The 11,286-nt window shown below is 74.5% G+C and carries 10 protein-coding genes and 1 pseudogene; 4 read left to right on the forward strand and 7 right to left on the reverse strand.

The features are described from left to right. Positions 1–25 precede the first annotated feature (25 nt). Together ACGFSH_RS19970 and ACGFSH_RS19975 are read left to right on the forward strand one after the other, a co-directional pair. Positions 26–1,255 carry a serine hydrolase domain-containing protein gene (locus ACGFSH_RS19970; protein ID WP_393350292.1) on the forward strand — a complete coding sequence of 410 codons (1,230 nt, stop codon included), beginning with the start codon at positions 26–28 and terminating at the stop codon, positions 1,253–1,255. A gap of 184 nt (positions 1,256–1,439) precedes the next feature. Next, positions 1,440–1,751 (forward strand): hypothetical protein, encoded by a 312-nt coding sequence (locus ACGFSH_RS19975; RefSeq protein ID WP_393350294.1) that lies wholly within the window; start codon positions 1,440–1,442, stop codon positions 1,749–1,751. 170 nt (positions 1,752–1,921) lie between these two features. On the opposite strand, the gene ribA is transcribed toward ACGFSH_RS19975, so the two are convergent. Continuing rightward, positions 1,922–2,581 carry a GTP cyclohydrolase II gene (ribA, locus tag ACGFSH_RS19980; RefSeq protein WP_329415288.1) on the reverse strand — a complete coding sequence of 220 codons (660 nt, stop codon included), beginning with the start codon at positions 2,579–2,581 and terminating at the stop codon, positions 1,922–1,924. Between the two features lie 38 nt (positions 2,582–2,619). Between ribA and ACGFSH_RS19985 the strand changes: the two genes are divergently transcribed. Further along, positions 2,620–3,453, forward strand: a complete 834-nt coding sequence (locus ACGFSH_RS19985; RefSeq protein WP_393350296.1) for a creatininase family protein — start codon at positions 2,620–2,622, stop codon at positions 3,451–3,453. Positions 3,454–3,566: 113 nt separating this feature from the next. On the opposite strand, the pseudogene ACGFSH_RS19990 reads toward ACGFSH_RS19985, so the two are convergent. The 5 genes and pseudogenes from ACGFSH_RS19990 to ACGFSH_RS20010 all read right to left on the reverse strand — a co-directional run. After that, a pseudogene (locus ACGFSH_RS19990) lies at positions 3,567–4,625 on the reverse strand (YbhN family protein); the annotation flags it as partial. After that, positions 4,622–5,680, reverse strand: a complete 1,059-nt coding sequence (locus ACGFSH_RS19995; protein WP_393350298.1) for a trans-aconitate methyltransferase — start codon at positions 5,678–5,680, stop codon at positions 4,622–4,624. The pseudogene ACGFSH_RS19990 and the gene ACGFSH_RS19995, both read right to left, overlap by 4 nt. Next, entirely contained in the window at positions 5,677–6,894 is a 1,218-nt protein-coding gene (locus ACGFSH_RS20000; RefSeq protein ID WP_393350300.1) for a glycosyltransferase family 4 protein, read from the reverse strand. The genes ACGFSH_RS19995 and ACGFSH_RS20000 overlap by 4 nt, the downstream gene beginning before the upstream one ends. Beyond that, positions 6,891–7,289: a 6-carboxytetrahydropterin synthase gene (locus ACGFSH_RS20005; protein WP_329415280.1), complete on the reverse strand. Its 399-nt coding sequence runs from the start codon at positions 7,287–7,289 to the stop codon at positions 6,891–6,893. Before ACGFSH_RS20005 ends, ACGFSH_RS20000 begins: the two co-directional genes overlap by 4 nt. 111 nt (positions 7,290–7,400) lie before the next feature. Further along, a complete protein-coding gene (locus ACGFSH_RS20010) occupies positions 7,401–8,390 on the reverse strand; it encodes a zinc-binding alcohol dehydrogenase (RefSeq protein WP_393350302.1) in 990 nt (329 codons plus the stop codon). Between the two features lie 108 nt (positions 8,391–8,498). On the opposite strand from ACGFSH_RS20010, the gene ACGFSH_RS20015 reads away from it, so the two are divergent. After that, positions 8,499–9,254 carry a CDP-alcohol phosphatidyltransferase family protein gene (locus ACGFSH_RS20015; RefSeq protein ID WP_393350304.1) on the forward strand — a complete coding sequence of 252 codons (756 nt, stop codon included), beginning with the start codon at positions 8,499–8,501 and terminating at the stop codon, positions 9,252–9,254. Between the two features lie 69 nt (positions 9,255–9,323). On the opposite strand, the gene ACGFSH_RS20020 is transcribed toward ACGFSH_RS20015, so the two are convergent. Then, complete coding sequence (locus ACGFSH_RS20020; protein WP_393350305.1) at positions 9,324–11,285, reverse strand: ABC transporter permease subunit; 1,962 nt, start codon at positions 11,283–11,285, stop codon at positions 9,324–9,326. Position 11,286 lies beyond the last annotated feature (1 nt).

Below are 11,286 nucleotides of genomic sequence, written 5' to 3' on the forward strand. Positions count from 1 at the left end.
TGAACGAACGCACCGGAGGACGATGATGGCACTGCTGCGACAAGAGGCCGACCCGAGCGAGGCCGGGCTGGACGGGAAGGCGCTGGAGCGCCTCGACCGGCACCTCGCCCAGTACGTCGGCGAGGGGCGTCTGCCCGGTTTCCTCCTGGCCGTCTCACGCGGCGGCCGGGTCGCGCACCTCACCACGTACGGCCTTCGCGACATCGCCGCCGGGCTGCCCGTGGAAGCCGACACGCTCTACCGGATCTACTCCATGACCAAGCCGGTGACCTCGGTGGCTGCGCTGATACTGATGGAGGAGGGCCGCCTCGGTCTCGACGACCCCGTGGCCGAGCACCTGCCCGCCTTCGCCGACCAGCGCGTGTACACGGGCGGTTCGGGCGCGGACCTGACCACCCGGCCGGTGGAGCAGCCCGTGCTGGTACGTCATCTGATGACCCACACCGCGGGCCTGACGTTCGCGTTCTACCGCTGTCACCCGGTCGACGCCCTGTACCGTGAGGCCGGACTCGACTCGGCGGTGCTGCCGGGCTCCGACCTGGCGGGCACCGTCGAGGCCTACGCGCGGCTGCCGTTGCAGTTCGAGCCGGGCACCCAGTGGAACTACTCGGTGGCCACGAACGTCCTGGGACGGATCATCGAGGTGGTCTCCGGGCGACCGCTGGACGAGTTCCTCGCCGAGCGGGTCTTCCGCCCGCTCGGCATGCCCGACGCCGGGTTCCAGGTGAACGGTGAACAGGCCGCCCGGCTGGCCGAGTTGTACGGGGACGCCGACGGCGGCGGCATCGAGCCCATCGCGGGCCTGCCCCTGTCCGGCCGCCCCCGGTTCCTGTCGGGCAGCGGCGGCATGGTCGCCACCGCCTACGACGTCCACCGGTTCAGCGAAATGCTGCGGCGGCGCGGCGAACTGGACGGCGTGCGCCTGCTCGCGCCCGAGACGGTCGATCTGATGACCCGCAACCACCTCCCCGGCGGCGCGGACCTGCGGACCTTCGGCAGCCGCCCCGCCCACGACGAGCCGGGCAACGACGGCGTCGGCTTCGGCCTCGGGGTCTCCGTGGTCGTCGACCCGAGCCGCACGCAGGCCCCCGGCGGTCTGGGGACGTACGGCTGGAGCGGTGTCGCCACCACCACCTTCTGGGTCGACCCCGCCCACGACGTGTCCGTCCAGTTCCTGACCCAGCTGCGCCCCAGGAAGTCCCTGAAGCTCTACCCCGGCCTCAAGCGCCTGGTCCACGAGGCGATCACGAACTGACCGCACCGGGTCCTTCGCACGACCGGGACGCAGCGCCCCGCGCCCCGGCCGCCGCGGCCCAGGGAACGGACGACACCGGGACGTGAACGGCGTCTTCGCCATTGGACTCTGACACAGCGTCATACGCGCCGTGGCCGCTCCGGACGGCCCTGCGCCCATGTAGCGTCGGCGCCAGGGGGATGAGATGACCTTCGACGAGGACGAACCGCAATCCGTTCGCGAGGAGCGCTTCGCCGCGGAACGACGTGCAAGAAGTGCGGCACGCAAGGCCGCGCCGCTCGACTCCCGGGGGGCCCACCTCGGCGCGGTCGTCGTGAGCGTCGCCCTGGTCCTCCTCGGCCGGTACGGCCGACTGGCCGCTCTGGGCATCGTCAGCAGCGTTTTTCTGCTCTGGTTCGCCGCGGCCCTTGCCTGGGCCCACGTCGACGGGGACGAGGGCCGGCACGCACTCCGACGCGCGTACAACGCCACCTTCGGATGGGGCGGCGGGGTCTGAGCGTCAGTGCCGAGCCGGAGGGCGGCGCGACGCGGTTCGACGAGCGATGTCGTCCCAGGGGGACGCGGCCCCGGCCTCGGCCCCGAGGCGAGTCGGGGCCGAGGCCGGGGCTTTCGTGTGCCGGGCGCGCCGTGCGGGCGCCCGCCGGGGGGCGGCGAGGTGCGGCGGGCTCAGGACCAGTGCGCCACCGCGTCCAGGTGGGGCAGCCGGTGATCCAGGCGCTCCCGCTTGGTGCGCAGATAGGTGATGTTGTTCTCGCACGGCTCGATCAGCAGCGGCACCTCTTCGGCGACCCGGATGCCGTTGTCCACCAGCGCCTCGCGCTTGCGCGGGTTGTTCGACATCAGGCGGACCGAACGCACACCCAGGTCGCGCAGGATGTCGGCGGCCACCTTGTAGTCACGGGCGTCCACCGGGAATCCGAGGGCGACGTTGGCCTCGACGGTGTCCAGGCCCTCCGCCTGCAACGCCATCGCCCGCAGCTTGCCGAGCAGCCCTATGCCGCGGCCCTCGTGCCCGCGCAGGTAGACGACCACGCCGCGGCCCTCCGCGACCACCGACCGCAGCGCGGACTCCAGCTGGTCGCCGCACTCGCAGTGCTGGGAGCCGAACGCGTCACCGGTCAGGCATTCCGAGTGCAACCGGGTCAGCACGTCCTCCGCGCCGATGTCGCCGTAGACCAGGGCGACTTGTTCGTCACCGCGGTCGTGGTCCATATAACCGATCGCCTGGAATTTGCCGTAAACGGTGGGCAGAGGGGCGTTCACCACGCGTTCCACACCGGTGCGCTGCGGGGTCTTCGTGCCGAGTACGCCAAGGTTTTCTGTCATGATCTGGTTCCTAAGCAGAGACGAAGGGCCGGGAAGAAATGAGTGGTTCGGACATACGGTCGGCGGCGTACGGAGTGATGCCGACGGACACTACCGAAGACGTGCGGGCCCGGGGAGCCGGGGTCGCGACGCAGGTGGCGGTCCTTCCCGTCGGCAGCTTCGAACAGCACGGCGCACACCTGCCGCTGGCCACCGACACGCTGGTCGCCTGCGCCATCGCGCGGGAGATCGCCGAGGCGTACCCGGTGCACCTCCTCCCGCCGGTGACCATCGCCTGCTCGCACGAGCACGCGGCCTGGCCGGGAACCGTCAGCATCTCCTCCGTGACCCTTCACGCGGTGGTACGGGACATCGCGGCGTCGTTGCGCCGCTCGGGCGTCGAAGCCCTGGTTCTGGTCAACGGACACGGCGGGAACTACGTCCTGGGCAACGTCGTCCAGGAGTCGTCCGCCGCGGGTGAGCCGATGGCGCTGTTCCCGGCCCCGGAGGACTGGGAGACGGCGCTGGAGCGGTCCGGGGTGTCGACCTCGCTGCTCACCGACATGCACGCCGGGGAGATCGAGACGTCGATCCTGCTGCACGCCCACCCCGATCTCGTCCGGCCCGGTTACGAGTCGGCCGATTTCGTCGCGGACGACCGCCGTCATCTGCTCACGCTGGGAATGTCCGCCTATACCGATTCGGGCGTCATCGGCCGTCCTTCCCTGGGGTCCGCGGAAAAGGGAAAGGAACTTCTCGCGAGCCTCGCGGATTCCTTCGGCGCGTATTTCTCGCTGCTGACCTCGCCGGCCCCGCGGACCTCCGCGGCCGACGACGGCGCGGTTACGGCGGCGGCCGGTGACGACGCGGCCGGTGACGCGGGCTCCGCGTAACGCCGCTCGTCCTCACCGGGCCGCTCGTCGGTGTTCGGAGCGGCCGGGTGCGCGGCCCGGCCGCGCGCTCCGGCGGCCCAGCGCACGACCAGCACGACCGCTCCGGGCAGCGCGGCCACGAAGCTGAGGACGCCGTAGACGACGGCGGCCGACAGGCCGGTGCTCGCGCCGAGTCCGGCCGCGCCGAAAGCCCAGGCGGTGACGCCCTCGCGGGGGCCCCAGCCGCCGACGTTCAGCGGCAGGCCCATCGCGAGCAGCGCGAGGACGGCGATCGGCAGCAGCGCGAGGACGGAGGCGCCGGAACCGGCGACCCGCGCGGCCACGACGAACATGGCCAGATGCCCCGCCAGCACGACCGCGGAGGACAGGGCGACGCCCGGCCCGTTGCGCCGCGACAGCAGGCTCTCGCGGGCCTCAGCCAGCGCCGCGCGCATCCGGCCCGCGCGGCGCGGGGCCGAGGAGCTCATCCGCACGGCGACGACGACGGCGCAGGCGCCCGCGCCGGCCAGCAGGACCAGCGGCGTGATCTGCCGGACGTCCTGCATGACCGGCGACGGCAGGGTCAGCAGAATCGTCACGCCCGCGACGGCCAGCACGAGCTGTCCGGCGGTGCGCTCCAGAACGACGGCCCGCACACCGCGGCCGACGTCACCCTCGCTCTGCCCGTGCCGCACGGCGCGGTGCACGTCGCCGAGGATGCCGCCGGGCAGCGCCGCGTTGAGGAACAGGGCGCGGTAGTAGTCGGCGACGGCCGCGCCGAGCGGCAGCCTGATCCGCAGCCCGCGGGCGACCAGCGCCCACCGCCACGCGCTGAACACGGTGGTGAGCGCGCCGATGGCGAGGCCGGCGAGCAGGGTCGGCGTGTCGATCCGCCGCAGCCCGTCCAGGAAGACGCCGGTGCCCAGCCGCCACAGCAGCACCGCGAGGATGACGACCCCGGCGACCGTCCCGAAGTGGGTGCGCAGGGCACGGCTGCCGAGCAGGGCGCGCAGCCGGGACGGCCGCCCGGCGTGCGGCGCGGTCACGACGACGCCGATGCGGGCCTCCGAGACGGCGGCGTCCCCGCGGGCAGCCGACGCGGCCTGCGCGGGCCGCCGCACGACGGGCGGGGCCGTCTCGGCCCACAGCACGGGCGGTGCGCCCACCCGCGGGCCGGCCGTCCTCGCGCTCATCCGGCTCCGCCCGTGGGCCGGGCCAGCGCCAGCAGGTCACTGTGGTGGACGGTGGCGCGCAGTTCGCCGGCGGCGCAGGCCGCGAGCCGTGCCGCGAGATAGGGCTCGGCACGCTCGGCCAGCTCGGGGCGCTCCTCCACGGCCGCGCCGACCCAGCCGCGCAGCCACTGCGCGGTCAGACCCACGTTCTCCGGGCCGAGCTGCCATGCGCTGGGGTGCACCTTCACGGTCGCGCCCTGGTCGGCGAACGCCTCGCACGCCACCGTGACCGCGTCGGGGCCGAGGAGGCCGCCGCGCCGCTGGTGGTCGTTGAAGGCGGCGGCGATCTCGTCGTCCAGCGGGTCGGGGGCGCTGAGTTCGACGCGGCCGGCGACCGACAGGGTCAGCAGCGCCGGGCAGCCCGCTCCGGCGCAGGCCGCGGCGAGCGTCTCGACCTCCTCGCGGGTGAGGACGTCGAGCAGCGCGGAGGCGGTGACCAGCGACGCGCCGAGCAGGGCGTCCGGGGTGAGGCGGGCGACGTCGCCGCGCCGCGTCTCGACGGTGACCCGGCTGCCGTCGGCGGCCGCCCGCGGGGAGGCGACGGCGGCGAAGTGCAGCAGGTAGGGATCGCGGTCGTGGAGGATCCAGTGCTGGGCGCCGTCCAGGCGGGGGGCGAGCCAGCGGCCCATGGAGCCGGTGCCGCAGCCCAGGTCGTGGATGGCCAGACCGCTGCGGCCGGGCATGTTGGCGAGCCGGATCCGCAGCGGGTCCAGCAGCTCCATCGACCGGGCGGCGGCGTCGGCGGGCTCGCGCAGCTCCAGCCATTCGGGGGCGTAGCGGGGCTGCTCGTCCGGTCCGGCGTCGCGCAGCCGCACGGTGGGCCGCTCGCCGGACCTGCCGACCGGCCCGGCGCCGGCGATGACCGACTCCGGGTCGGCCTCGGCGCCCGCGCCCCCGGCGTGCGGCGCGGGCGGTACGGCCTCCGCCAGGGAGACGGAGTCGCCGCGGCCGGACTGGGCCGGGATGCCGCTCACGTGCCGTGCCACGTCGGCCGGAGTCGCCGTCGTCTTCCTCATGCCGCCCTCCGGGGCTCGCTGGGAAGCCTGCCGAGAACGCCGGCCAGGCTCTGGGCGGTCGACGCCCAGCCGTTCAGGGCGGCCCGGCGGCCGCGCGCGGCCGCCTTGAGCCGCCGTCGCACGTCCGGCTCGCCGAACCAGCCGCGCAGTTCCGCGGCGAGGGCGGCCGGGTCCTCCGGCGGGACGAGGATGCCGGGGACGCCGCCGTCGGGGGCGCGGCCGACAGCCTCGGGCAGGCCGCCGACGTCCGTCGCCAGGACCGGGATGCCACGGGCCAGCGCCTCGGTGACGGCCATGCCGTACGTCTCCGCGTACGAGGTGAGCACCATCAGGTCGGCGGAGGCGTACGCGGCGTCCAGGTCGACGCCGGACTTCGGGCCCGCCAGCTCCAGGCGGTCCTGCAGGCCGTGCCGGGCGATGAGTTCACGCAGGTGGGCGACGTACTCCGGGTCCTGCCCGAGCCCGCCCACGCACACGCAGCTCCACGGCAGGTCCTTCGCCGCGGCCAGCGCCTCGACCAGCCGGTGCTGGCCCTTGCGGGGGGTCACCGACGCCACGCACAGCAGCCGGGAGACGCCGTCGGTGCCGGACGCCAGGGGCGCGATGTCGGCGCCGGGGGCGGCGACGTGCACCCGCTCGGGGGCGAGGCCGTGGTGCGAGACGAGACGGCGCACCGCCCAGTCGCTCGTGGCCACGACCGCCGGCACGGCCCGCAGCACCTCGCGCTCCTTGGCGTCGAGTTCGGCGGCCACCTCGGCCGCGATGCCGCGCTCGTCGCCCAGCGGCAGGTGGACGAGCACGACGAGCCGCAGCCGCTCGGCCTCGGGGGCGATGATCTCCGGGACGCCGCACGCGACCAGCCCGTCGATCAGGACGACCGTGCCGTCGGGGAACTCCCGCAGCCTGCGCGCCAGGTCCGCGCGGGCGTCCGCCTCCGGGCGGGGCCACGATCCGGACACCAGGTGCTTGTGGACCTGCCAGCCGAAACCGGGCAGGTCCAGACAGAGCCGCCGGTCGTAGGCGTTGCCGCCGCTCGGGTTCGCCGCGTCGTCGACGCCGCCCGGCATCACGAAGTGCACGGAGCGCAGGGACATGGGGATGATCCCACCGATCTTGGGAAGCGGCGCCTGCACGGGCACGTACGCCAGCGGAGCCTGCTGCGCGGCGGCCGGAGCGCTCTGCACGGCCGCCTTCTCCAGGGTCACGTCGGTCACAGCGCACGCTCGTAACTCGCCCAGGCGACATGCGACTCGTGCAGGGTGACGGCGATGGCGGCGATGCCCCGCGCGCCCTCGCCGAGCGCGCCCTTGTGGATGCGCTCCGCGAGCCGGTCGGCCACGACCTTCGCCAGGAACTCCGTGGAGGTGTTGACCCCCGCGAAGTCGGGCTCGTTGTCCAGGTTGCGGTAGTTCAGCTCGCTGACCACCGCTCCCAGCTCCTGCGTGGCCAGTCCGATGTCGACGACGATGTTGTCGTCGTCCAGCTGCTCGCGGCGGAAGGTGGCGTCCACGAGGAACGTCGCTCCGTGCAGGCGCTGCGCGGGTCCGAAGACCTCGCCGCTGAAGCTGTGGGCGATCATGATGTGATCGCGGACGGTGACACTGAACAACGGACGACCCTCCAGGTGCGGCGCCTCTGCTCCCCCGGCCGTTGACCGCCGGGGGATGCCGTGTAGTACGGCTCAACGGTTCCCCCTGTTCAGCCTGATCTCACTCTTTTCTCAGGTCAGGCGCTCCTGGTCGTACCTGATGCCGTGGCACAGCGCCGGGATCTCGCCCGACGCGAGCTTCGGCAGCACCTGCGGCAGCTCGTCGAAAGCGCTGTCTCCGGTGACGAGGGCGTCGAGCGCCGGATCGGCCAGCAGCTCCAGCGCGAGGGCGAGCCGGTCGGCGTAGGAGCGGGTGGAGCGCCGCGCCGGGGAGACCGTGCCGACCTGGCTGCTGCGCACGACGAGCCGCCGGGAGTGGAAGTCCTCGCCGAGCGGGAGGGAGACCTTCCGGTCGCCGTACCAGCTCAGTTCGAGGACGGTGCCCTCGCCGGCGAGCAGCTCCAGCGAGCGGGCGAGACCCTGCTCGGTGGCGCTGGCGTGCACGACGAGGTCGCAGCCGCCGACGGCGTCCGCGGGCCCGGCGAAGCCGACCCCGAGCGCTTCGGCGACCTTCTCGCGCGCCGGGTCGGCGTCCACCAGTTGCACGCGCACCCCGGGGAAGCGGGCCAGCAGCGCGGCCACCGAACAGCCGACCATGCCGCCGCCGACCACCGCGATCCGGTCGCCGACCAGGGGCGCCGCGTCCCAGAGCGCGTTGACGGCCGTCTCCACCGTGCCCGCGAGGACGGCCCGGCGCGCGGGCACGGAGTCCGGCACGACCGTCACCGCGTCCGCCGGGACCACGTACCGCGTCTGATGCGGGTACAGGCAGAAGACCGTCCGCCCGAGCAGCTCCGCCGGCCCGCGCTCCACCACCCCGACGTTGAGGTAGCCGTACTTCACGGGCGCCGGGAAGTCGCCCTCCTGGTACGGCGCCCGCATGGCCGCGTGCTGGCTCTCCGGCACCCCGCCGCGGAAGACGAGCGTCTCCGTGCCGCGGCTGACGCCGGACCACAGTGAGCGCACCAGGACCTCGCCCTCGGCCGGCTCCGCGACGACGACGTCACGGATCTCCCCCTCACCGGGCGAGGCCACCCAGAACGCACGAGCGGCGATCGACATCCACATCCTCCTGAACGATCGGGAACCTGTTCACGTACCGAGGTGTGCACAGTCCGCGCACAGTACGCGGCACTGATCATCTCTGTCATCTGGCCGGAGGAACGTGCGGTGGCCCTGAACAACACTTACGACGCGAGGCTGGTCCAGCAGGAGACCGCTGTGGGAGCGGGCGTTCAGATCCTGTTGCTGGCCCTGCTCGGCACGGCGATCGGCATGGGGCCGGCGGGGTGGGTGACCGGCCTCGTCTTCGCCGTCGCCACCTGGGCGGTGCTCTCCCGGGCGCTGCACCGCTCCAGCCTGCGCACGTTCGGCCCGGCCAACCGGGTCACCCTCGGCCGCGCCACGCTGGTCGGCGGGGTGACCGCCCTGGTGGCGGACTCCTTCGAGAGCACGCCCCCGGTGACGCTGCTGGTCGGCCTGACCGCCGTCGCCCTCATCCTGGACGGCGTCGACGGAAAGGTCGCCCGCCGCACCAACACCTCGACGGCACTGGGCGCGCGCTTCGACATGGAGGTCGACGCCTTCCTGATCCTGGTGCTCAGCGTGTACGTCTCGACGATGCTGGGCCCATGGGTCCTGCTGATCGGCGGCATGCGCTACGCCTTCGTCGCCGCGGCCCGCGTCGCCCCCTGGCTCAACGCCCCGCTTCCCCCGAGCACCGCCCGCAAGACGGTCGCCGCGCTCCAGGGCGTTCTGCTGCTGCTGGCGGGCTCCGCCCTGCTGCCCTACGCCGCCACCTTCGCCGTGGTGCTGCTGGCGCTCGGCTCCCTGGTGTGGTCCTTCGGCCGGGACGTGCTGTGGCTGTGGCGCACCTCGCGCGCGGCGACCGCACTCCCCGCGGAAGCGGTCCTGGAGCTGGTGTAGTCGCCGCCCGGCGCGAGGACGGGCGATTTGCGCCCGTGCGGCCGCCCCGGCGCGCGGGGAGCAGGGCCCTCACTCCGACCGCCCCGCCCCGGCCGCGGAAGCGGGCCGCTCGACGGGGAGACCCTCCATCGGGGTCGGTGTCGAGGTCACCATCGAGGGCTGCGTCGATGCCCGGGTCGAGGCCTGGGCCGACGGAGTGCACGTCACCGCCCGCCGCGCCGACGGAGGTTGTGCGACCGGCGCTCGCGTCGCCGGGGACCGCTTCGCACCGCCACGCCGGTGAGATCCTTCCCACCGCCCGGACCGGGATGTGCGTCCCCGAGGTCGCAGCAGGCCGGGCGCCGTCACCGCCAGGGCCCCCAGGACGGCGAGGACACCGGCGGGGGCGAGCACGGCCCACGGAGCCCGTTCCGCGTACGGCTGGTTCTCCGCCAGGAGCAGCCCCCACTCCGGGGACGGCGGCTGGGCCCCGAGACCGAGGAAGCCGAGCGAGGCCAGCGCCAGCGCCACGCCGGGCAGCCGCAGCAGGGCGTGCCGCGCGACCGGCGGCAGGACCGCCGGCAGCAGTTGTCTCCTCAGCAGATGCCAGCGGCCCGCGCCGAGGGCCCGCGTGGCGGCGAGGTGCAAGGTCGCCCGTTCCTGCCGCAGCAGCGCCGAGGTGTGCGCGGCGAGCGGCGCCCACGCCACCACCGCCACGGCCAGGACGGGCGTCGACGGACCGCCGCCCCGGACCGCGGCCGCCAGCAGCGCGGCGAGCACCGGCGGGACCGCGTTGACGGTGTCGACCAGCGGCCCGGACAGCCGGGGCAGCGACCCGAGCAGGATCCCCACCGCCAGGGCGACCGCGCTGACGGCGAGGGCGAGGAGCAGGGTTGCCACCGCACCGTGCGCGACACGGGCCAACAGGTCCCGGCCGAGCGCGTCCGTGCCGAACGGATGGGCCGCGGACGGGGCTTGGAGTCGTTCGGAGGTGTCCAGGGAGAGCGGATCACGGGGCAGCCCGAGGCCGACGACCGCGAGCAGCAGCACCCCGTGGACGAGCGGCGGCGTCCGGCGGCCCGTCGGCGCCGGCCGGTGCAGCGAGTGCAGGGCCCCGTCCCGCAGGGCGGGACCGACGAGCGTCCGGGCGGCGAGCCGCGCCGCGCCCGTGGTCACGGCCGCGAGGACGACGAGCACGAGGGTGCCCGCCTGAAGGACCGGCAGATCCTGGGCGATCGCCGCCCGCAGCGTGGTCCGGCCGAGGCCGGGGATGTCGAAGATCTGCTCCACGGCGACCGATCCCCCGGTCAGCCCGACCACGAACAGCCCCACGTTGGGCAGCAGTCCGGGCACGCAACGGCGCAACGCCATACGGGCGACGCTCCGGCCGGGCAGCCCGCGCGCGACGGCGGCCGACGCCCAGGGCTCCGCGAACGCGGCGGGCAACCGGTCGTCCAGGAGCCGCCCGAGGACCGCCCCGGCGGGCAGGCCGAGAGCGAGCGCGGGCAGCACCGTCCACTGCGGGCCGTACCAGCCGAGGGCGGGAAGCCACCCCCACTGCACGCCCACCACCGTCGCGAGGACCGACGCGACGAGGAACTCCGGCAGCGCGGCGAGCACGGCGGAGCCCGAACCGCCGGCCGGCCGGCCCGCGAGCCGCCGCCGCGCCCCGAGGAACAGGGTGCGGGCGCACACCCCGGCCGCGACGACCAGGGCGACCGCCAGCGCCACCGCCATCAGCAGCAGCGACACGCCCAGCGCCTCCAGCACCCCCGGCGCGACGTCGGCGCCGGAGATCCAGGACCGTCCGGCGTCCCCGCGGAGCAGTCCCGCCAGCCATCTCCCCAGCAGCCGCACCGGACCGTCGTCCAGCCCGAGCCGGTCGCGGATGTCGGCGAGCACCTGCGGCGAGGGGTCGCGGTCGGCGGACCGCGCCTTCAGCACGGTGAGCGCCGGGTCGGTCCGCGACAGCCAGGGCAGCAGCCCGACCCCGCACACCAGCAGCGCGCCCAGCACGGCACGCCACAACAGCGCGCCCGTCCGGCCCCGCACG

The organism is Streptomyces sp. NPDC048481, from assembly GCF_043200075.1.
Classification (GTDB): Bacteria; Actinomycetota; Actinomycetes; order Streptomycetales; family Streptomycetaceae; genus Streptomyces.

Coding starts and splice junctions, on each gene's coding strand:
- ACGFSH_RS19970 (WP_393350292.1), top strand. CDS start 26: ATGGCACTGCTGCGACAAGAGGCCGACCCGAGCGAGGCCGGGCTGGAC.
- ACGFSH_RS19975 (WP_393350294.1), top strand. CDS start 1,440: ATGACCTTCGACGAGGACGAACCGCAATCCGTTCGCGAGGAGCGCTTC.
- ACGFSH_RS19995 (WP_393350298.1), bottom strand. CDS start 5,680: ATGAGGAAGACGACGGCGACTCCGGCCGACGTGGCACGGCACGTGAGC.
- ACGFSH_RS19985 (WP_393350296.1), top strand. CDS start 2,620: ATGAGTGGTTCGGACATACGGTCGGCGGCGTACGGAGTGATGCCGACG.
- ribA (WP_329415288.1), bottom strand. CDS start 2,581: ATGACAGAAAACCTTGGCGTACTCGGCACGAAGACCCCGCAGCGCACC.
- ACGFSH_RS20010 (WP_393350302.1), bottom strand. CDS start 8,390: ATGTCGATCGCCGCTCGTGCGTTCTGGGTGGCCTCGCCCGGTGAGGGG.